The sequence below is a fragment of the Duganella margarita genome (assembly GCF_009857535.1).
Classification (GTDB): domain Bacteria; phylum Pseudomonadota; class Gammaproteobacteria; order Burkholderiales; family Burkholderiaceae_D; genus Rugamonas; species Rugamonas margarita.
In genome coordinates, this window is sequence record NZ_WWCS01000009.1 from 87,583 (window position 1) to 106,937 (window position 19,355).

General features: G+C 63.6%; 20 protein-coding genes. 10 read left to right on the forward strand and 10 right to left on the reverse strand.

The genetic code is table 11. The features are described from left to right. Positions 1 to 3 precede the first annotated feature (3 nt). The 5 genes from GTP55_RS15410 (at position 4) to GTP55_RS15430 (ending at position 5,418) form a co-directional block, all read left to right on the forward strand. Complete coding sequence (locus GTP55_RS15410) at positions 4 to 213, forward strand: hypothetical protein (protein WP_202423727.1); 210 nt, start codon at positions 4 to 6, stop codon at positions 211 to 213. A gap of 67 nt (positions 214 to 280) precedes the next feature. Beyond that, positions 281 to 835 carry a phasin family protein gene (locus GTP55_RS15415; RefSeq protein WP_161045765.1) on the forward strand — a complete coding sequence of 185 codons (555 nt, stop codon included), beginning with the start codon at positions 281 to 283 and terminating at the stop codon, positions 833 to 835. Positions 836 to 917: 82 nt separating this feature from the next. Continuing rightward, on the forward strand, positions 918 to 2,558 hold the full coding sequence (locus tag GTP55_RS15420; RefSeq protein WP_161045766.1) for a VRR-NUC domain-containing protein: 1,641 nt from the start codon (positions 918 to 920) through the stop codon (positions 2,556 to 2,558). Beyond that, positions 2,555 to 4,909 (forward strand): ATP-dependent DNA helicase, encoded by a 2,355-nt coding sequence (locus tag GTP55_RS15425; protein ID WP_161045767.1) that lies wholly within the window; start codon positions 2,555 to 2,557, stop codon positions 4,907 to 4,909. The genes GTP55_RS15420 and GTP55_RS15425 overlap by 4 nt, the downstream gene beginning before the upstream one ends. A 50-nt stretch (positions 4,910 to 4,959) precedes the next feature. Then, positions 4,960 to 5,418 (forward strand): nuclear transport factor 2 family protein, encoded by a 459-nt coding sequence (locus GTP55_RS15430; protein WP_161045768.1) that lies wholly within the window; start codon positions 4,960 to 4,962, stop codon positions 5,416 to 5,418. A 26-nt stretch (positions 5,419 to 5,444) separates the two neighbouring features. On the opposite strand, the gene GTP55_RS15435 is transcribed toward GTP55_RS15430, so the two are convergent. The 7 genes from GTP55_RS15435 to trhA all read right to left on the reverse strand — a co-directional run bounded on the left by GTP55_RS15435 (position 5,445) and on the right by trhA (position 10,301). Next, positions 5,445 to 6,176: a LytR/AlgR family response regulator transcription factor gene (locus GTP55_RS15435; protein ID WP_161045769.1), complete on the reverse strand. Its 732-nt coding sequence runs from the start codon at positions 6,174 to 6,176 to the stop codon at positions 5,445 to 5,447. A gap of 4 nt (positions 6,177 to 6,180) precedes the next feature. Beyond that, on the reverse strand, positions 6,181 to 7,260 hold the full coding sequence (locus tag GTP55_RS15440) for a sensor histidine kinase (protein ID WP_161045770.1): 1,080 nt from the start codon (positions 7,258 to 7,260) through the stop codon (positions 6,181 to 6,183). After that, complete coding sequence (locus GTP55_RS15445; RefSeq protein ID WP_229257946.1) at positions 7,260 to 7,970, reverse strand: LiaI-LiaF-like domain-containing protein; 711 nt, start codon at positions 7,968 to 7,970, stop codon at positions 7,260 to 7,262. The genes GTP55_RS15440 and GTP55_RS15445 overlap by 1 nt, the downstream gene beginning before the upstream one ends. Continuing rightward, positions 7,967 to 8,347: a LiaF transmembrane domain-containing protein gene (locus tag GTP55_RS15450; RefSeq protein ID WP_161045771.1), complete on the reverse strand. Its 381-nt coding sequence runs from the start codon at positions 8,345 to 8,347 to the stop codon at positions 7,967 to 7,969. The genes GTP55_RS15445 and GTP55_RS15450 overlap by 4 nt, the downstream gene beginning before the upstream one ends. A gap of 132 nt (positions 8,348 to 8,479) precedes the next feature. Further along, a complete protein-coding gene (locus GTP55_RS29600; RefSeq protein ID WP_202423728.1) occupies positions 8,480 to 8,638 on the reverse strand; it encodes a hypothetical protein in 159 nt (52 codons plus the stop codon). A 150-nt stretch (positions 8,639 to 8,788) separates the two neighbouring features. Continuing rightward, entirely contained in the window at positions 8,789 to 9,670 is an 882-nt protein-coding gene (locus GTP55_RS15455) for a LysR family transcriptional regulator (protein WP_161045772.1), read from the reverse strand. 13 nt (positions 9,671 to 9,683) lie between these two features. Continuing rightward, entirely contained in the window at positions 9,684 to 10,301 is a 618-nt protein-coding gene (gene trhA, locus GTP55_RS15460; protein WP_161045773.1) for a PAQR family membrane homeostasis protein TrhA, read from the reverse strand. A gap of 288 nt (positions 10,302 to 10,589) precedes the next feature. Here trhA and GTP55_RS15465 point away from each other — a divergent pair, with 288 nt between their 5' ends. From GTP55_RS15465 to GTP55_RS15475, 3 genes are read left to right on the forward strand one after another with little or no spacing between them, the layout of a single operon-like run. Continuing rightward, positions 10,590 to 10,970, forward strand: a complete 381-nt coding sequence (locus GTP55_RS15465; RefSeq protein WP_110848372.1) for a BlaI/MecI/CopY family transcriptional regulator — start codon at positions 10,590 to 10,592, stop codon at positions 10,968 to 10,970. Beyond that, on the forward strand, positions 10,970 to 12,598 hold the full coding sequence (locus GTP55_RS15470; RefSeq protein ID WP_229257947.1) for a M23/M56 family metallopeptidase: 1,629 nt from the start codon (positions 10,970 to 10,972) through the stop codon (positions 12,596 to 12,598). The genes GTP55_RS15465 and GTP55_RS15470 overlap by 1 nt, the downstream gene beginning before the upstream one ends. Before the next feature lie 3 nt (positions 12,599 to 12,601). Continuing rightward, positions 12,602 to 14,725, forward strand: a complete 2,124-nt coding sequence (locus GTP55_RS15475; RefSeq protein WP_161045774.1) for a TonB-dependent receptor plug domain-containing protein — start codon at positions 12,602 to 12,604, stop codon at positions 14,723 to 14,725. On the opposite strand, the gene GTP55_RS15480 is transcribed toward GTP55_RS15475, so the two are convergent. Beyond that, positions 14,726 to 14,881 carry a hypothetical protein gene (locus tag GTP55_RS15480; RefSeq protein WP_161045775.1) on the reverse strand — a complete coding sequence of 52 codons (156 nt, stop codon included), beginning with the start codon at positions 14,879 to 14,881 and terminating at the stop codon, positions 14,726 to 14,728. A 55-nt stretch (positions 14,882 to 14,936) separates the two neighbouring features. Between GTP55_RS15480 and GTP55_RS15485 the strand changes: the two genes are divergently transcribed. Then, positions 14,937 to 16,043: a patatin-like phospholipase family protein gene (locus tag GTP55_RS15485; RefSeq protein ID WP_229257948.1), complete on the forward strand. Its 1,107-nt coding sequence runs from the start codon at positions 14,937 to 14,939 to the stop codon at positions 16,041 to 16,043. Here the strand turns inward: GTP55_RS15485 and GTP55_RS15490 are convergent. Continuing rightward, positions 16,040 to 17,740, reverse strand: a complete 1,701-nt coding sequence (locus GTP55_RS15490; protein ID WP_161045776.1) for an FAD-dependent oxidoreductase — start codon at positions 17,738 to 17,740, stop codon at positions 16,040 to 16,042. The genes GTP55_RS15485 and GTP55_RS15490 overlap by 4 nt on opposite strands. Positions 17,741 to 17,830: 90 nt before the next feature. Next, the gene (locus tag GTP55_RS15495; protein ID WP_110848377.1) at positions 17,831 to 18,160 is read right to left on the reverse strand and encodes a hypothetical protein; all 330 of its coding nucleotides are present in this window, start codon (positions 18,158 to 18,160) and stop codon (positions 17,831 to 17,833) included. Positions 18,161 to 18,328: 168 nt separating this feature from the next. Here GTP55_RS15495 and GTP55_RS15500 point away from each other — a divergent pair, with 168 nt between their 5' ends. Continuing rightward, positions 18,329 to 19,354 carry a type II asparaginase gene (locus GTP55_RS15500; protein ID WP_371868364.1) on the forward strand — a complete coding sequence of 342 codons (1,026 nt, stop codon included), beginning with the start codon at positions 18,329 to 18,331 and terminating at the stop codon, positions 19,352 to 19,354. Position 19,355: the final 1 nt, after the last annotated feature.

A 19,355-nucleotide genomic window follows, 5' to 3' on the forward strand; every position in this document is an offset into this window, starting at 1 on the left:
GGTATGAACCGATTCAAGATCAGGACGACACTGCTGCTGGCCCTGCTGCTGGGCGTCGGCTCGCTGACGGCGGCGCCAGCGCCGTGGTGGAAGTGGCGCAGCAAGATCGACGGCACGCTGGCGTGTTCACAGACGCCGCTGGGGGAAGGCTGGCAAAAAGCCTACGGCCCGTTCCGCGATGCTCGTTGCGAAAAATTAATTGTTACTAGATAATAAAATCAGAACAACACGGTACACCCGGAATCGCTGCATCCCACCATTCTTTTGATGAGGAGACTGTATGTTCACCAATCCCGAGCAATTTGCCAACGCCACCAAAGCGTTGTTTGAGTTCCAGCTTGAAACCTTCAACACGCTGACCAGCAAAACCGTGCAAGGCGTCGAGCAAGTCATCGCGCTCAATATGTCGACCGCCAGGTCGCAGCTGGCAGATGGCCTCGCCGCCGGCAAGGAAATCAGCCAGGCCGGCGACGCCAAGGCCGCCATGCAGGCAGCTGCCGAGAAAATCCAGCCCGGTGTCGCCAGCGCGGCTGCCTACAACCAGCAACTGGGCGACATCATCGCCGAGATCCGCCAGGAATTCACCCGCGCCGCCGACGCCCACGTGGCCGAAGCCAAAAGCAACCTCAGCGCACTGATCTACGACGTCACCAAGAACGTCCGCCCGGGTTCGGAAAACGCCGTGCAGATCGTCAAGACCGCGATCGACAACGCCTTTGCCGGCTACGAGCAGGTAACCAAGGCCACCAAGCAAGCGGTGCAGGCGGTGGAAACGGAAATCGCCAAGGCCAACGCCATGGTCACGCCAGCAGCCAAGGCCGGCGCCAAGAAATAACTGGGCAAGCGGGGAGGAAGACGGTACACTGTACATAAATACAGTTATCGTCGCCTTATCGTCTTATCGCCTCCCCGCTGCAATGATCAAAGTCCTGGAAAATCCGTTCTACTACCTGGAGAATTTTCACCAGGTATTGGCGTGGATCGGCGAACGCTACGACGATCTGCTGAATGCCGACGAGCGCCATTTCCTCGCCACCTTCTCCACCCTGCCGCAATCGTCGCGCGCGCTGTTCGTGCGCATGGTGATGCGCAAGGGCACGATATTCCGCGCCAGCAAACTGGTCTACGCGGAAATCGGCAGCACGCACGAGGCGGCGCGCCCGCTGGCGCAAGCCGGCCTGATCGAAGAAGACCCGCAACTGGAGCTGGACGCGCTGTTCGACTTGCTGCAAAAGCCGGAAATCGTCAAGGTGTTCCAGCTGGGCGCGCACGTCAAGCACCTGCGCAAGGCCGATCAGCTGGCAGCGCTGCGCCAACAGTATGATGGCGCACGCCGCTTTTCCGGCTGGTACGCCCATTCCGGCGACCACGCCTACCGCAACCTGACGCAGCAACTGTGCGACCGCCTGCGCCTGATCTTCTTCGGCAACTACCACCAGGATTGGACCGACTTCGTGCTGTCCGACCTCGGCATCTACCAGTACGAAAAAGTGGAATTTTCGCCAGCCGCGCGCGGTTTCCGCAGCCGCCGCGACATCGACGACTTCCTCGCCATCCACCAATGCCACGAGCGCTTTGCCGAGGGCGAAGACCCGGCAGCCGTGATCGCCGACCTGCCGCCCTGCGCGCCGGACAACGAATGGCTGCGCAGCCGCCGCAACAAGCTGCTGTTCGCCATCGCCCAGCACGTGGAAAAGCTGCGCGACTGGCCCACCGCGCACGCGATGTACGCCAATTGCGATTATCCCGGCGCCCGCGCCCGCGCCATCCGCGTGCTGGAAAAGAACGAGCAGCCGCGCGAAGCGTTCGACCTGCTGCAAATCGCATTGCAAGCGCCCGAGAGCGAGGCCGAGCGCCAGCAGCTGCTGCGCATGGCGCCGCGTCTGGCCCGCAAACTGGGCCACGCCAAGCCGCCGCCGGTGGTGCTGGCGCAGGCCGAGCGCATCGACCTGAGCCTGCCGCCGCCGCAAGAAGCCAGCTACGTCGAATTCGTCGTCCGCGATCACCTGAGCAAGGAAGACGCGCCGGTCTACTACGTCGAGAATTCGCTGATCAATTCGCTGTTTGGCCTGCTGTGCTGGGACGCGGTGTTTTCGCCGATTCCCGGCGCCTTCTTCCATCCGTATCATCGCGGCCCGGCCGACTTGCACAGCGCCGATTTCCAGCGTCGCCGCGCGCTGCAATTCGGCGACGCGCTGTCACAGCTGGATGGCGACCAGTATCGCGCCACCATCCGCGCCAACTTCGCCGCCAAGTACGGCATCCAGTCGCCGTTCGTGTTCTGGGAAGCGGTTGACGAAGAACTGCTGGATCTGGCACTGGAATGCATCCCGCCGCAGCACCTGAAGCGCGCCTTCGAGCGCATCCTGCTGGACGTCAAATCCAACCGCAGCGGCTTCCCGGACCTGATCCAGTTCTGGCCGGCCGAACGCCGCTATAACATGATCGAAGTAAAAGGTCCGGGCGACCGCCTGCAGGACAACCAGTTGCGCTGGATCGAATACTGCGCCGCGCATGCGATGCCGGTCTCGGTCTGTTACCTGCAATGGGCGGCATGACGCCGGCCCGCTACACTGTCGCCGTGCGCGCGCTGTGCGAGTTCACCGCCAAGACCGGCGACCTCGATCTGCGTTTCACGCCCTCGCCCACCGCGCAGGAAGGCATCGCCGGCCATGGCGTGGTGACCTCGCGCCGCGATGACGATTACGAGACCGAAATTTCGCTGTCCGGCGACTTCGGCCCGCTGCACGTGCGGGGCCGCGCCGACGGTTATGACGCGCGCGCCAACCGCCTGGAAGAAATCAAGACCTATCGTGGCGATTTGAAGAAGTTGCCGGACAACCAGCGCGCGCTGCACTGGGCACAGGTCAAAGTTTACGGCCACCTGCTGTGCGAGGATCGCGGACTGGAAAAAATCCGCCTGGCGCTGGTCTACTTCGACATCGGCAGCCAGAAGGAAACCGTGCTGCATGAAGACTACACGGCCGCCGATCTGCAAGCCTGGTTCGAGCAGCAGTGCGGGCTCTTCATCAGATGGGCGGAGCAGGAAATGGCGCACCGCGCGGAACGCGACGTGCAACTGAAGGCGATGCGCTTCCCGTACAGCGACTTCCGTCCCGGCCAGCGCCAGCTGGCGGAAGCCATGTACCGCGCCAGCAACCGCAAGGTATGCCTGCTGGCGCAAGCGCCCACCGGCATCGGCAAAAGTGTCGGCAGCCTGTTCCCGATGCTCAAGGCCAGCGCCGACCATGGCGTCGACAAGATCTTCTTCCTGGCTGCGAAAACCTCCGGCCGGCAGATGGCGCTGGATGCGGTGGACCTGATCCGCGAAGGCGCGCCGCTGCTGCCGCTACGCACACTGGAGCTGGCGGCCAAGAGCACCGCCTGCGTCAATCCGGACAAGGCCTGTCACGGCGACTCCTGCCCGCTGGCCAAGGGCTTCTACGACCGCTTGCCGGACGCGCGCGCATCGGCGCTGGCGTTGATGGCGCCATCTGGCAGCGAAGGTTCCGGCAGCGCGCCGCCGGCGCTGGACCGCGACACGCTGCGCGCCATCGCCCTCGCCCACAACGTCTGCCCGTATTATCTGAGCAGCGAAATGGCGCGCTGGTGCGACATCGTCATCGGCGACTACAACTACTACTTCGACAGCAGCGCCATGCTGCACAGCCTCACGCAGCTCAACGACTGGAAGGTCAACGTGCTGGTGGACGAGGCGCACAACATGGTGTCGCGCGCGCGCAAGATGTATTCGGCCGACATGGAGCATGACGGCGTGCGCCTGCTGCGCAAGATCGTCCCCGACGAGTTGAAAAAACCGCTGGAGCGCGTGCACAAGCAATGGAACCAGCTGGAGAAGGACCAATCGGCCGAGTACCAGTCCTATGCCGCGCTGCCGGAAAAATTCATGGGCGCCTTGCAGACGGCGGCCACCGCCATCTCCGACTACATGGCCGACCATCCCGGCTATGTGGAGCCGGACCTGCAAAGCTTCTACTTCAACGCGCTGATGTTTGCCAAGCTGGCCGAGAGTTTTGGCGACCACGCGCTGTTCGATATTGAAAAGTCGCCCGGCGCGCGCGCCAGCAACAGCAACTCGGTGCTCTGCATCCGCAACATCGTGCCGGCGCCATACCTGAAGCCGCGCTTTGACAGCACGCACACCACGGCCCTTTTCTCGGCCACGCTGAGTCCATGGAACTACTTCGGCGACATGCTCGGCATGCCGGAAACCACCGCGTGGGTGGATGTGGAATCGCCGTTCGCGGCCGAACAGCTGTCGGTGCAGGTGGCGTCGCATATCTCCACCCGCTACGCGCACCGCCAGCAATCGCTGCGTCCCATCGCCGATTTGATGGGCAAGCAGTACGCGGCGCAACGCGGCAACTACCTCGCCTTCTTCAGCAGTTTCGATTACATGGAAAAGGCGGCCAACCAGTTCAGCGAACTGTATCCGGACGTGCCGGTGTGGCGCCAGTCGCGCCGCATGGATGAAGCGGAGCGCGCGCAATTCCTCGACCGCTTTACGCTCGATAGCGAAGGCATCGGCTTCGCGGTACTGGGGGGCTCGTTCGGCGAAGGCGTCGACCTGCCGGGCGCGCGCCTGATCGGGGCCTTTGTCGCCACGCTCGGCCTACCGCAAATCAATCCGGTCAACGAGCAGATACGGGCGCGCATGGAGACCATTTTCGGCGCCGGCTACGACTACACCTACACCTATCCCGGCATGCAGAAGGTGGTGCAGGCGGCCGGCCGCGTGATCCGCACCACGTCGGACCGTGGCACCGTCTACCTGATCGACGACCGCTTCGGCCGGCCCGAGATCCAGGAACTGATGCCCAGCTGGTGGAGCATAGAGCGCCATTCGCCCCTCGCAAACCGCGATTCGTCGGAAAACGCGGAAGCGTAGGCGGCAACTCAATTAAGATGGCCGCTCATCGCAACCACGAGGAGACGGACATGAAGAAACTAGCCATCAGCATTCTGTTATGCGCCGGCAGCGTACAAGCAGCGGACAACGCAGCGCTGACCGCCACCATCACGCGGCTGGACAGCGAGATGTTCACCGCCTTCAACCAGTGCGACAAACCGGGGCAGCTGGACAAATACGCCAGCTACTTCGATCCCAACGTCGAGTTCTATCACGACAACGCCGGCGTCACCTGGACGCGCGACGTCATGATCGCGCAAACCGGGAAGAACGTCTGCGGCCACTACCAGCGCCAACTGGTGCCCGGCAGTTTAAAGGTCGTGCCGGTGAAGGACTTCGGCGCCATCGCCACCGGCTCGCATACCTTCTGCCAGTTCGGCGGCGGCAAATGCGAAGGCATCGCCGAATTCACCATCATCTGGCGCCAGCGCGGCGACGAATGGCAAGTCACCCGCGCACTGAGCTACGGGCATCGCGCCAACAAATAATTTATCAGGTCGTCAGCGCCAAATGGTTACTGCATCACGGTCTTGATTTTCTGGTAGCCGGTGCGGCTGATGGGGAGCTTGCTGCCATCCTTGAGGATCGCCGAATAACTGTCCTTGGTCGCCTGTTCGATTCGCTCCACGTGGGCGATATTGACGATGTAGGAGCGGTGGATGCGCAGGAACTGCTCGGGGTCGAGCTGCCCTTCGAGTTCCGTCATGCGCTGATTCTTTAAATACGATTTGCCTTCCGAGCGGATCTGCACGTAATCGTCCTGCGCTTCGACGTGCTCGATTTTGTCAGCATTGATGACGTGTACCTTGGCGCCGTCGCGTATCAGCACGCGGCCGAGCGGCTTGTTGCGGCCAGCGGCTTCGCGCACCATCCTCTCCACCGCGTCGCCGCCGGCGCCGAGATTGGTGCGCGCATGCGCCAGCGCCTGGTCGAAGCGCTGCTGGCTGAATGGCTTGAGCAGATAATCCAGCGCGTGGAATTCAAATGCCTTGATCGCATACTGGTCGAACGCGGTGGCGAAGATGTAGCGCGTTTTGCTGCCCGCCAGTTCGGCCACTTCAAAGCCATCCAGCTTGGGCATCTGAATATCCAGGAACACCAGGTCCGGCGACAATTCAGTGATCGCCTTCACCGCCTCGAAACCGTTGGCGCATTCGGCCACGATCTCCACGTCCGCATGCTCGGACAGATATTCGCGCACCACGCCGCGCGCCAGCATTTCATCGTCCACGATGATGATACGCATTGCTCTACTCCCCTTGTTCGCTTGTTTGCGCGGGCATTGTGATGTCCACGCCAAAGCTGTTGTCATGCCGGCCCCAGTGGATGCCGGCTTCGTGTTTGTAGGCGCCGGCCAAACGCTGGCGCACGTTGGTCAGGCCAATGCCGTGGCCTTCGCTGCGGATCGAGGACATATCCTCGTCCACCGGATTGGTCACGCTGATCTGCAGGATCGAACCGGCCCGCCGCGCGGTGATGCGCACCGTGCCGCCTTCCGGCATATTGCAGATGCCGTGCTTGACGGCGTTCTCCACCAGCGGCTGGATGATCATCGGCGGCACCAGGCATGCCGCCGCGCCTTCGCCCATCACCTCTTCCACCTGCAGGCGCGCGCCAAAGCGCACCTGCTCGATCGCCAGGAAGTGACGGATCAGTATCATCTCTTCACCCAGCGTCACCTTCTTGTGCGCCTCCATGCCCAGACTCTGGCGGAAGAAGCTGGCCAGCTCCAGCGTCATGCGGCGCGCCGCCTTGGGATCCTGCGACGTCAGCGCGCTGATGGAATTGAGGCTGTTGAACAGGAAGTGCGGATCGATCTGCGTGCGCAGCATGCGCAACTCCGCCTCCTGCGCCATCAGCAGCGATTCCAGTTCGCGCTGCTCGGCGTTTTTGGCGCGCACGAACTCGATCACCAGATAATGCAGCGCCGCCGCAAAGCCGTACAGCAGCACGCCCAGCACCACCATCAACACCGACAGCTGCGGGGTGATGACGATGCCGCTCCACGCAGCGCCCAGCAGCAGGCAAAGCCCGTTCCACAGATTGGCAATGCTCAGCCACAGAAAGCCGGACACCACGCCCGCCACCGTCAGCACCAGCGCCAGCTGCCCTGGCCGCGGCCCGCCCAGCGGATAGGCGCGGCACACGTAATAAGCTGAATAGCCCGCAGCGAAGGCGTACAGCACATTCAGCGGAATTGCGAACAGCAGCGCGTTGACCAGCGGCGTATCGCTGGCGACGCGGATCACGCCGGCCAGCGCACAGCCGAGGAACAGCCAGACCAGCAGGTAGATCGCCAGTCCGCGCCGGCTGGAGGAAATCTCCAGCATCAGTTACGCACTTCCAGGCCGCCCATGATGACGTAGCCGCGCACGATCAGGCGCTTGCCGACGGCGGCAGGCGGCACGGTTTTTTCTTCAAAGCCGCCCATGATCGGCGTCCCTTCCAGCATCACGGTCCAGTCGATCGGCACTTTGACGGTAATGCCGCCGAACAGCGCATACACATTCAGCACGGCGTCGCCGTTGATGCTGGACTGGCGCAGGTCCAGGTCACAGCCGCCCATGATGGCGGTGATTTCGCCGCCTTTAAAATCCTGCGTCGTGATGCGGCGCTTGAAGCCGCCCATGATGGCGGTGGCGTTGATGACGGTTTCGTCAGCGTCCTTGTCCAGCGATGGGGCATTTGTCGCCGGCGCGCTGCGGTTGAGGTTGGACTTGATCACCACCGCCACACCGGCCGCGATCATGAACACCGGCCACAGGTTGCGCCAGTCGATCGCCAGATAGCCCATCTCCTTCAGCATGAACAGCGAACCCGCCGCTATCAGTCCACCGCCCACCACCACGCCGGACTGGGTGCGGGTCTGCAGCACCTTCAGTATGCCGGCAGCGATCAGGATGGTCGGGAAGATGTGGATGCGCAGGTCCAGATCCAGCCAACCCAGGTTATCCAGCAGGAATAGCATGCCGACGCCGATGACGAACAGGCCGATGATCATTTGCGTGGCGGGATTGCGCTCGCGGCGACGGGTTCTCATGCTTGCTCCTTGGTCGATGGCGGGAAGATGTTATCCAGCAGGGGACGCAGCATCATGCCCACGCCCCAGGCGACGATCAGCGCCGGCCAGGTCTGGCCAAAGCCCAGGCCCCACAGGTGATTGAAGGAGACGTACCACCAGCCGGCGAAGAAGATTTCCCACCAGCCCTGGGTGAAGTAGCGCGAGGTTGTCGGCGGAATGATTTTGGTGACGCCGCTGATGACCACCAGCCACGGCCACCAGCGCCAGAAATGGGCGGGATTGAGGTCGATGTCCAGTAGGTCAAGCTGCGCCAGCAGGATGACGGTGCCGGCGATGATCAGGGCGAAGCCCCAGACCAGTTGTGTGCGCCAGCGATAAGCGAGTGCTGCGTTCATGTTAAGTCCCCCAAGTCGGTATGAATGTAACAATACCGGGGAACTGCTGGCGGGGAAACTGCTATTCGGCGAACGGCGGAAAAGGCCCGGTGAACGGCGAAGAATCGGCGAATGGCGCGATCAACGGCTTGCTCAACTACGGCCGTTGCCGACCTTTTGCTCAAAGGCCATCAAGCCCCAGCCCAGTTGCCGGCGGATTTCTTCCGGCGTTGGCGGCGGCTTCACCTCGTGGGTGCGGCGCTCAAGGTAGGCACGCACGGCGTGCTTGGACGGGTGGGTAGTTTGCGTCATGATGACCTCCATCAGGCGGCAACATCGTTTGTCTGGTGCCGGTACTCGAGGCTACCGGCTTACCTGCTGCTGAACTTTCGCTCGAAGCACGCAAGGCCAGTGTAACGCGACAAGGTGCGCGCCTCTGTACGGGCCCGCACACTAAATAACTCAGAGTTTTTGCTGTAAAAATTCGAGGAAGCAGCTGATGCGCTGCGCCAGCTGGGTATTGCGGTAGTAGACCGCGTGAATCTGCTGGCAGTAGCCGGTGTAATTCGATGCCAGCACCTTGACCAGGCGGCCGGCGGCGATGTCGTCGCGGGTCATGAACTCGGCCAGGCAAACGATGCCCTGGCCGGCCAGCGCCAGCTGGCGCAGCGTCTCGCCGCTGGAAGCGGAGATCGACGGCGTCACCGGCAGGCTGTTGCCGGTGGCATGGCGCAGCGGCCACTGGTTGCCCAGTTCATACTGCACAAAACCCAGCAGCGAATGCTGCGCCAGATCTTCCGGTGTGTGCGGCGTGCCGTGCTGCGCCAGATATTCCGGACTGGCCAGCACGTACAGCGGGCTGGAAGTGAGCGGCCGCGCATGCAGCGTCGAATCATTCAGCGCGCCGATGCGGATGGCGATGTCGGTGCGGTGCTCGATCAGGTCGGCGATCTGGTCGTTGCTACTGAGTTCGAGGCGGATGTCCGGGTACATGGCGCGGAATTCGGCCACGTGCGGCACCACGCAATGCAGCATGAACGGCGAGGCCGCGTCCACGCACAAACGGCCGGCCGGCTTCTGGCGGCGGATGCGGATGGTTTCTTCGGCCTCCTCCATCGCGCCGAGAATGGCGCGGGCCTTTTCCAGGAACAGGTGGCCTTCCTCGGTCAGCTCCATGCGGCGCGTGGTGCGCGTCAGCAGCGAGGTGGCCAGCTTGTCCTCCAAGCGCGACAGCGCGCGGCTGACGCCGGAGGTGGTTTGCCCCAGGTGCACCGAGGCGGCGCTGAGGGTGCCGCTGTCGATCACGGTGATAAAGGTTTTTAAATCGTCCGAATTGATTTCCACGGGTGTTCTATCCTTACGCCACGTAGAGCATGACAGCGCCGAAATGACAGGCGCTACCGCCCAGTACAAACAAATGCCAGACGCCGTGCCCATAACGCCATTTATGGTCGGTGACGAAGAAGGCGATGCCCACGGTGTACACCACGCCGCCGACGGCCAGCCACATGAATCCATTCCAGCCCAGCGCGTCGATCAGCGGGCTGGCGCCGATCACGCCCACCCAGCCCATCGCCACGTAAATCAGCAGCGACAGCACGCGCGCGCCCTTGGCAAACCATAGCTCCTGCAGGATGCCGATCAGCGCCAGTCCCCACACCACGCCAAACAGCGACCAGCCCCATGGTCCGCGCAGGCTGACCAGCGTGAACGGCGTGTAGCTGCCGGCGATCAGCAGGTAGATGGCGCAATAGTCCATCTGCCGCAGCACGTCCTTGGCGCGGCCACGCAGGCTGTGATACAGCGTGGAAGTCAAATACAGCGCCAGCAAGGTGGCGGCGTAGATGCTGAAGCTGACGATCTTCCAAACGTCGCCGGTGTGCGCGGCCTGGATGATCAGCAGCGTCCCGCCGATGGCGGCCAGCGCCGCGCCGACGGTGTGCGTGATGCTGTTGAAGCGCTCTCCGTAATACATAATGTTTCCAATGCAGAGGTGGCTGCGGCTGGGATAGCTGCGGCCACAACCATTGTATAGCGCCCTGCCGCTTCTCGCCGCCAGCAAGCCAATACCCGCCTGGCGATACCTTCGGTCCTGCTGCGCACGACCGTGCGTTGTTGATAATTAGCAATTAATTCATCGTATCATATTTGGAATTTATTCAAAGCAATGTTACAAAATCTTATACCTCTTTGGTTATTTGGTGGTTGACTCCGTTGCGACATGTGTCGCATAATCATCCCATTAGTCGCATAGGGGTAAACCATGTCTGTCACGATTCCTTCCGTCAGCGAGCTGACGTTGCTGAAAGTGCTGTGGAAACAGCAACCACTGAGCGCGCGCGAAATCCACGATGCCGCCGCTGATGAGCTGGGTTGGTCGTTCTCGTCCACCCGCAAGACGCTGGACCGGATGCTGGAAAAGCAGATGATCGGCATGCAAACGGTGCACGGTATCAATGTCTACAGTGCGGTACTGGAAAAGGTAGGTACGCTGGCCGCCTTCGCGCGCGACTTCGGCCGCCGCGTCATGGAGCTGGATGCTCCACTGCCGGTAGCGATGTTTACCGGCAGCAAGCTGGTCGACCAGAAAGAGCTGACGCAACTGGAACAAATGCTGAACGACTGGCCGGCGGACAGCGAGTGATGAGCGGCGCGTATCTGCTGCAGTTGCCGCAGCGGCTGGGGCTGCAGGAGCTGATGGCTGCAAAGTGGCTGCTGGCGTGTGCCGGCAACGTGGCGGTCGGGCTGGCCGCGTGGCTGCTGCTGCAAGGCGCCACGCGCCTGTGGCCAGCGCTGCGGACGCGGCGCGGCGTGTGGCTGGCAGCGCAAGGCGTGGTGGCCGCAGCCGCGCTGCTGCCCTTCCTGCCGCATCCAGCACAAACCAGCTTCACCCTCCCGGCAACAATCGCCACGGCCGACGTCGGGCCATCCTCGCTGGCATCCCGGCCGAACGCTGCGCCGACTGCGAATGCCTCGACATTGGTGGCGGCGGCGACATCGACGGAAGAGGCACCGTCCGAACCTGCACCATCCGGTGAAGCACCGTCTGCCATTGCTCGCGCCGTGCCGCTGATGGCTGCCGCCTGGCTGCTGATCTACACTGCCGGCCTGGCCTGGGCCGTGACACGCCAGTGGCAAGCACGCCGCCTGTGGCGCAAGCTGCTCGCCAGCGCACAATGCCTGTCGCCCGCCGAGCTGCAGTCTCACGGCGCCTTCACCGCCGCCCAGCTTCGCGAAATCACCCAGCGCAAACTGACCGTGCTGCGCACCGACGTCCCGATCTCGCCAATGCTGCACGGCGTGCGCCGTCCGTGCCTGCTGCTACCTGCGCATCTGGACACCTTGAGCACCGCGCAGCAGCAAATGATCATTGCCCACGAACTGCATCACTGGCGCGTGCGCGATCCGCTCTGCCTTGCCATTGCAGCGACCTTGCGGACCGTTTTCTGGTTCAATCCCACGCTACGCTGGATGGCGAAGCAAATGGCATGGGCGCTGGAATTAAGCTGCGACCAGCATGTGCTGGCCGGCCGCCCACAATACCAGCGCAAACAATACGCCGCCGCCCTGCTCCAGCAATGGACGATGACGCCGATCGGCGTGGCCGCCTTCAACGGCGCCACCATCGCTGCCCGCATTCGCCACATGCAGAAGGACAGCCTGCCAGCGTTGAGCACCGCTGCCGCGTGGCTCACCGGCGGCGCGCTGACCGCGTTGCTGGTGGTGGGCGCGATGTTGCAGCCGGCACTGGCGTTCAGCGTTCCACCGACCGCCAGCAGCGCGCCAACGGTAACGGCAACACCAGCCGCAACGTCGGCCGAGCCTTGGCGCGCGCCGCTTGATAGAGTCCGCGTCACCAGCTTCTATGGCGTCATGCGCAGCGTGCTGCCAACGCCGCATAAAGGCATCGACTTCGCCGCCACCAAAGGCACGCCGGTGCACGCCGTCGCCGGCGGCACCATCATCTCCGCCGGCCACCTCGCCGAGAATGACGGCCGATACGGCAACGCGGTCATCATCGACCATGGCGCGCAACGCTCGCTCTATGCCCACCTGAACAGCGTCAACGTCAAAGCCGGCCAACAGGTACAGGCCGGCCAGTTGATCGGGGCCGTCGGCCAGACCGGCTTCGCCACCGGCCCACACCTGCACCTGGAAATGCGACAGAATGGCCAGATCGCCGATCCGGCGCCGATGTTCGCCAACCTGGACGCCTACGCCACGCCGCGCGCACTCAAGGTCCGCCGCCAGCAACAAGCCTCAAAGGGATAAACCATGCCAGTACCACGCATCACCAGCAGCTTGCTGCTGGCGGTGTCCGCCTGCGCCTGCGCGACGGACGTCCCCGACCCGCAGCAAGTCGTGATCACCGGCGCTCGCGCCGACCAGCGCCAGCGCGAGACCACCACCGCCATCGTCATCAGCCATGCCGACATCGTGCGCCAGGGCGATCTGGCGCTGTCCGATGTACTCAAGCGCCTGCCCGGCGTCAGCATCAGTGGCGCGCCCGGCCAGGGCGGAGCGATCCAGATGCGCGGTCTGGGCAACGGCTACACGCAGATCCTGCTCAACGGCGAGCCAGTACCTAACGGCTTTTCACTGGACGCCATCGCTCCCGAGACCATCGAACGCATCGAAATCCTGCGCAGTGCCACGGCGGAGTTGAGCAACCAGGCGGTGGCCGGCGCCATCAACATTATCCTGAAAAAAGCGGCGACACGCGGCCAGCGCTCGGCCACCGCCAGCATCGCGCGCCAGCATGGCGTCAATACGCCGGCGCTGAGCGCACAGCTGTCGGATCAAAACGGTGCTTATTCCTACAGCCTCGCCGCCACCTTGACGCGCAAGCGCAGCGAAAAGCCTTTCACCGATTGGCAGGAGCAGCGCGATCCCAATGGTGTCCTCACGCTGCTGCGCCGCACACCGCAAACCGAATCCGGCCGCACGGACGCGCTGACGCTGACGCCGCGCCTCAACTGGAAGCTGGACGGCGGCGACACCCTTAGCTGGCAAAGCTTCGCTTACCTGCGCCGCATGGACAACCTGGCCCGCGCCGACGAGACGGTGCTGGTCGGCGACCATAGCGAATATCCACGCAACACGGCCAATTTCGTCGCCAACTTCGTGATGCTGCGCAGCGATGTCAATTGGACGCATCAGCTATCCAACGGCGACAAGCTGGAGATGAAACTGGGCGCCAGCACCAACCGCCGCACCGGCACCTTTGACTTCCACGGCATGGATGCGGACGGCCGGCCGCTGGGACGCCACCATGTGGATTCCGGGCCGGTGGAGAACAGCATCACCAGCACCGGCACTTATCGCCATCCGATCGGCGACAGCCACGCACTGGCAGTGGGCTGGGATGCCAGCCATGCGCGCCGTAGTGAAGACCGCAACGAGACGCTGTTCGATGCCAACGGCCTGCCCACCAGCGCCAACAACGCGGACTACACGGCCAACGTCAATCGCCTGGCGCTGTTTGCGCAGGACGAATGGCAGGTGACCAGGCGCTATTCGCTATACCTCGGCCTGCGCCATGAGCGGCTGGACACGGCCAGCCGGGCGATTGCGGCCAATGCACCCGATGCGCTGGATAGCAGCGCTGCGGTGTGGAGTCCTTCGCTGCAATCGCGCTACGAACTGGCCAACAAGGACGTGCTGCGGCTGGCGATCAGCCGCACCTACAAGGCGCCGGAACTGGTCAAGCTGGTGCCGCGCCGCTACACCAAGGACAATAACAATAATCCGACCAATCCGGACGAGCAAGGCAATCCGTTGCTTAAGCCTGAGCTGACGTGGGGGATGGATGCGGCGTATGAACATTATCTCGGCGATGGTGCGCTGGTCAGCGCCAGCGTCTATGCGCGCCGCATTCGCGATGTGACGCAATCGCGCCTGTTCCAGCAGGATGGCGTGTGGGTGACGGCGCCGTTCAATGACGGTAACGCCAATGCGCACGGCTTGGAGCTGGAGGCCAAGCTGCCGTTGTCCAAGGCGTGGGATCTGCGGGCCAACTTGGCGCGCAACTGGTCGCGCGTGGACAATGTGCCGGGGCCTTACAATCGGCTGGAATCGCAGACCCCGGCCACGGCCAACCTTGGGATGGACTATCGCTGGTCGCAGCTGACGGTGGGCGGGAATCTGAACTATCAGGCCGGTGAGCGCGCGCGGGAATCGATGCAAACGCTGAGCGGCACCAGCGCCAAGCGGGAGCTGGATGTGTACGCGGTGTGGAAGTGGCGCGCGAAGACGCAGTTGCGCGTTGCGGCCAGCAATCTGCTGCATCAGCAGGCCACGGAGACCTACAATTACACCGACGCCAGCGGCAGCACCCGCAGCCTGCGCCTGACGCCAACGCAGCCGACCTTGCGGATCATGCTGGAGCAGCAGCTGTGATCAGTGCACGTTGCGGGCGATGTAATACACGGCGCCGGTAAGCCCGGAGCACACGGCGGTCAGCCAGACCAGCAAATGCCAGGTCTGCGCCTCCAGCGCCTTGTAGAGCTCGGAGCGAACGGACTCGACCTCGGCCTTTGTGGCGTAATGGTTCATCCGTAGCGATGGAATATCGAATCGATGAAACTTCGGTGTGATATCGTTGTGGTCTATGACGCAAGAATTGTATAAACCGTATCAACGTTGCATGGTGCTGGGTGGGGGCGGATTCCGTTTCGGGATTTATATCGGCATGTACGCCGCGCTGCGCCAGGCCGGCAAGGCGCCGGATGTGCTGCTGGCCAGCTGCGGTGGCGCCATCGCCGCCGCCATCATCCACAACCTGCCCGATCCCGACGCCCAGCGCGCGTGGCTGTCTTCCGAGACCATGTACCAGTTCTGGTGCGGCCTGCGCTCCACCGAACACGCCGCGCTGCGCGGCACCTTGCTGCGCGCCGCAAAACGCAAACTATCCAGCGCCCGCGCGCCGGTCATACCGGACCTGTTCCACGACTACCTGTTCGAGATTCCGCCGCAGCTACCCTTCCCGCCCGCCGCCGGCGCGCCGCAGGTGGACGTGGCCATCATCGGCGGCAAGCTGCTGTTCGGTCCCGAAGACGTCGGCCAGCCACGCGGCCAGCGCAAGCTGTATGCGGAGACCATCTTCTGCAACCAGCGCGCCGCCGCTGCGCTCCAAGGCATGGATTCGCCGCTGGCCGACGCGCGCTGGGGCGAGCACGCCATCGCCCGCGAACTGCTGACCGACGACAGCGTGCCAGTCACCGAAGCGGCCCGCATTTCCATCGCCGACATGATCTACTTCCGCTCTGCGCGGTACCGCAGCGACGAATACATCGGCGGCGTGCTGGATCTGTTCCCGGTCGAAATCGCGCGCCGCCTGGGCCGCGAGATAATCATGGAATTCAAGGAGGCGTTCGACCAGGTGTTCTCGATTCCGGCATGGCGCGCGGTGCTGGGGGTGGACGGCAATGCGCGCCTGCGCTACGCCAACAGCCACCTGGCCGACATGCGCATCGATTCGTCGGATGTGTCGGTGGTGCTGGAAAAGCAGCAGCTGCAGCAAAAGCTGGACTGGCGGCGCAACCGCATCGAGCTGCACATGCCGCCGTCCTACGAGATCTTCGTGCAGCACATGAACGACCAGTGGCAGTACGGCTACGACCGCGCGCGGGAAGCGCTGGCGCGGCCGGCGCTGCAACAGCCGCCGGTGCGCCGCGCCAACCGCCACAGCAAACCGCTGCGCAGCATCGAACCTTAGAGCAGGTCCGAGGCCAGCGCCTGGTGCAGCGAGGCCACTGCTGCCGAGCCCTCGCCCACCGCCGCGGCCACCCGCTTGACCGAACCGCTGCGCACGTCGCCCACCGCGAAGATGCGTGGGCGGCTGGTCTCCAGCAAATGGCGCGGACGGTCAAGCGGCCAGCTGGCCGCCGGCACATCCGGCCCGGTGAGCACAAAGCCCTTATCGTCCAGCGTCACGCAATCGCCCAGCCATGCCGTGCTGGGGTCGGCGCCGAGGAACAGAAACAGATGGCGCGCCGGCGCCTCGCGCGGCTCGTGGCCTTCGCTTTGCCACAGGATGCTCTCCAGCCGCTCGGCGCCACGCAGCTCGACGATCTGCTTGTGGACGTGCAGCGTGATCTTCGGCGACGCCTCGATCCGCTGAATCAGATAACGCGACATGCTGGCCGCCAGCCCGCCCGAGCGCACCACGATGTGCACATGCTTGGCGTGCCCGGACAGGAACACCGCCGCCTGCCCGGCCGAGTTGCCGCCGCCGACGATCACCACTTCCTCGTCGGTGCAGAAGTTGGCCTCCATGAACGAGGCGCTGTAATACACGCCGCGTCCTTCAAAGCGCTCCAGCTCCGGCAAGGCCGGCTTGCGATAGCGCGCGCCGCTGGCGATGACGATCGAGCGCGCGCGCAGCTTCTCGCCGCTGTCGACCTGGATGCCGTATTCCGCGCTGGTGCAATCGACCCCGCTGACCTTGACCGGCACCGCCACCTCGGCGCCGAACTTGCGCGCCTGCGACAGCCCGCGGCCAGCCAGCGCCTGACCGGTGACGCCGGTCGGGAAGCCGAAATAGTTTTCGATCTTGGAGCTGGAACCGGCCTGGCCGCCGGGCGCCTTGGCATCCAGCACCGCCACCGTCAGGCCTTCGGACGCTGCATACACCGCGGCCGCCAGTCCCGCTGGCCCGGCGCCGACCACCACCACATCGAACAGGCGGCCCTCGAGATTGTCCGGACTGATGCCCAGGCCGTCGGCCAGCTGGCGCAGCGTCGGCCGGCGCAGCACCTGGCCGTTGAGCAGCACTACCGCAGGGATGTCTTCGGGCTGCACTTCAAAGCGCGCCATCAGTTTGTGCGCCTCTTCATCGGCGTCGTATTCGGAATCGAAATAGGCGGTCGGCTGGCCGTTGCGGTTGAGGAACTGGCGCAGCAACAGCGTTTCCTGCGAATCGCGGGCGCCGAACAACACCACACCGCCGGTCTGGTCCTGCATGTAGGCCACGCGCCGCAGGATAAAGGCGCGCATGATGGTTTCGCTCAATGCCGCCTCGGAAATGACCAGCGTGCGCAGCGAGTCTTCGCTGATGACGATCAGCTCACTGTCCTCCACCACGCGCGCGGTGGCCACGGCCGCAAGGCCCGCCAGCGCCCCCATCTCGCCGGTAAACATGCCGGGGCCATGGATACCCAGCACGGTCGATCCGAGCACCGAGCCACGCTCGATCTCGATCGCGCCGGAGATAATCACGTACATCGAATTATGGCGTTCGCCCTGGCGGAACAGCACCGTGCCGGCAGCAAAGCGCTGGCGCTCGCCGTAGCGCAACAGCACGTCGAACTGGTCTTCGCTCAGGGTGGGGAAAATCTGATGGCGGCGGTTGCCGATGTCGGACGACGCCAGATGGGGAGCGATGTTGTTGCCAGTCCCGGATTGCTTTTCCATACCGTATCCTCGCGATGTGATACGGTCATGATAGCGCTAATTGCCCATGCCGGCAGCCTCCCTTCCGGCAGGCCGCCGCGGCCGCCATTTTTACCGGCAGAGCTGCTGCCACTGCGCCTCAAACTCGGCCGGCGAGACGTCCTGCGCCAGCAAGGTCAGGTCGCGCGCCACCGAAATATAGCGCTGGAAGCCGATGTAGCCGCCAAACGCATCCTTGGCGTTGACCTCGCCGCACGGCGCGCCGCCCTTGCCGACGAACTGGTTGCGAAACTGCGCCTTGTTCGGCTCCAGGATCTTTTCCTTCACATATTTTTCGCCCAGCTGGGTCAGCGTTGCTGCTTCCTCTTGCTGTTTCTGTGCCGCCGTCTTACCGCAAGCGGCCAGCGCCAGCATTAATGCCATCGTGATAGCCAATCTCATATATTTTCTCTATTATATTTGTCCCGCGATCCTGACTTAACGCAGCAACACCGCGCATTGTTGACACGCGGCGCTTTTGTTACTATCCCAAGCTTTACTGCCCGATCAGGAGATCGCATGTCTTACCCTCAAACCGCCCGCTGGTACACCGCCCTGCTGACCTGTGCAATGTTGCTCAGCTCCTATGCCGGGGCAGCTGACAAACTGGCCCACGTGACCATTCTGGCCACCGGTGGCACCATTGCCGGCAGCGGCGCCACCAGCACCACCACGGTCGGCTATACCGCCGCCACGGTCGGCGTCGACAGTCTGATCGCCGCCGTGCCGGAACTGGCCAAGGTCGCCGACGTCAAGGGCGAGCAAGTGTTCCAGATCGCCAGCGAAAACATGAGCAATGAACATTGGCTCAAACTGGCCAAGCGCGTCAATACCCTTTTGGCCGATCCGGCGGTTGACGGTATCGTCATTACGCACGGCACCGACACGCTGGAAGAAACCGCCTACTTCCTGGACCTGACCGTCAAGAGCCACAAGCCGGTGGTGCTGGTCGGCGCCATGCGTCCAGGCACCGCACTGTCGGCCGACGGCCCGATCAACCTGTACAACGCCGTGCTGCTGGCGGCCAGCAAGGAAGCCATCGGCAAAGGCGTGCTGGTGGCGATGAATGACCAGATCCACGCCGCCCGCGACGTCACCAAGACCAACACCTCGACCCCGGACAGCTTCAAGACGCCGGAACTGGGCATGCTGGGCTACATCCAGGGCAACAAGCCGTACTTCTACCATGTGTCGGCGCGCAAGCACACGGCCGACACCGAGTTCGACGTCAGCAAGCTGGACGCGCTGCCGCAGGTCGACATCGTCTACGGCTATGCGAATGTTAGCCCAGTGGCGCTGAACGCGCTGGTGGCGGCGGGCGCCAAGGGCATCATCCACGCCGGCGTCGGCGACGGCAGCCTGGCCACGCCGGTCAAGGCCGGCCTGGTGGCGGCCCGCAAGCAAGGCGTGCTCATCGTGCGCTCCAGCCGCGTCGGCCAGGGCATCGTGGCGCGCAACGGCGAAGCCAATGATGACGAGCTGGACTTCGTCGCGTCCGATACGCTGAACCCGCAGAAAGCCCGCATTCTGCTGATGCTGGCGCTGACCAGGACCAGCGACAGCAAGCAGATCCAGCGCATGTTCTACACCTACTAAG

What these genes read in the sequence shown, in the direction of transcription:
- GTP55_RS15410 (WP_202423727.1), top strand. Translation starts at nt 4, where the DNA reads ATGAACCGATTCAAGATCAGGACGACACTGCTGCTGGCCCTGCTGCTG.
- GTP55_RS15415 (WP_161045765.1), top strand. Translation starts at nt 281, where the DNA reads ATGTTCACCAATCCCGAGCAATTTGCCAACGCCACCAAAGCGTTGTTT.
- GTP55_RS15420 (WP_161045766.1), top strand. Translation starts at nt 918, where the DNA reads ATGATCAAAGTCCTGGAAAATCCGTTCTACTACCTGGAGAATTTTCAC.
- GTP55_RS15425 (WP_161045767.1), top strand. Translation starts at nt 2,555, where the DNA reads ATGACGCCGGCCCGCTACACTGTCGCCGTGCGCGCGCTGTGCGAGTTC.
- GTP55_RS15430 (WP_161045768.1), top strand. Translation starts at nt 4,960, where the DNA reads ATGAAGAAACTAGCCATCAGCATTCTGTTATGCGCCGGCAGCGTACAA.
- GTP55_RS15435 (WP_161045769.1), bottom strand. Translation starts at nt 6,176, where the DNA reads ATGCGTATCATCATCGTGGACGATGAAATGCTGGCGCGCGGCGTGGTG.
- GTP55_RS15440 (WP_161045770.1), bottom strand. Translation starts at nt 7,260, where the DNA reads ATGCTGGAGATTTCCTCCAGCCGGCGCGGACTGGCGATCTACCTGCTG.
- GTP55_RS15445 (WP_229257946.1), bottom strand. Translation starts at nt 7,970, where the DNA reads ATGAGAACCCGTCGCCGCGAGCGCAATCCCGCCACGCAAATGATCATC.
- GTP55_RS15450 (WP_161045771.1), bottom strand. Translation starts at nt 8,347, where the DNA reads ATGAACGCAGCACTCGCTTATCGCTGGCGCACACAACTGGTCTGGGGC.
- GTP55_RS29600 (WP_202423728.1), bottom strand. Translation starts at nt 8,638, where the DNA reads ATGACGCAAACTACCCACCCGTCCAAGCACGCCGTGCGTGCCTACCTT.
- trhA (WP_161045773.1), bottom strand. Translation starts at nt 10,301, where the DNA reads ATGTATTACGGAGAGCGCTTCAACAGCATCACGCACACCGTCGGCGCG.
- GTP55_RS15465 (WP_110848372.1), top strand. Translation starts at nt 10,590, where the DNA reads ATGTCTGTCACGATTCCTTCCGTCAGCGAGCTGACGTTGCTGAAAGTG.
- GTP55_RS15470 (WP_229257947.1), top strand. Translation starts at nt 10,970, where the DNA reads ATGAGCGGCGCGTATCTGCTGCAGTTGCCGCAGCGGCTGGGGCTGCAG.
- GTP55_RS15475 (WP_161045774.1), top strand. Translation starts at nt 12,602, where the DNA reads ATGCCAGTACCACGCATCACCAGCAGCTTGCTGCTGGCGGTGTCCGCC.
- GTP55_RS15480 (WP_161045775.1), bottom strand. Translation starts at nt 14,881, where the DNA reads ATGAACCATTACGCCACAAAGGCCGAGGTCGAGTCCGTTCGCTCCGAG.
- GTP55_RS15485 (WP_229257948.1), top strand. Translation starts at nt 14,937, where the DNA reads ATGACGCAAGAATTGTATAAACCGTATCAACGTTGCATGGTGCTGGGT.
- GTP55_RS15490 (WP_161045776.1), bottom strand. Translation starts at nt 17,740, where the DNA reads ATGGAAAAGCAATCCGGGACTGGCAACAACATCGCTCCCCATCTGGCG.
- GTP55_RS15495 (WP_110848377.1), bottom strand. Translation starts at nt 18,160, where the DNA reads ATGAGATTGGCTATCACGATGGCATTAATGCTGGCGCTGGCCGCTTGC.
- GTP55_RS15500 (WP_371868364.1), top strand. Translation starts at nt 18,329, where the DNA reads ATGTTGCTCAGCTCCTATGCCGGGGCAGCTGACAAACTGGCCCACGTG.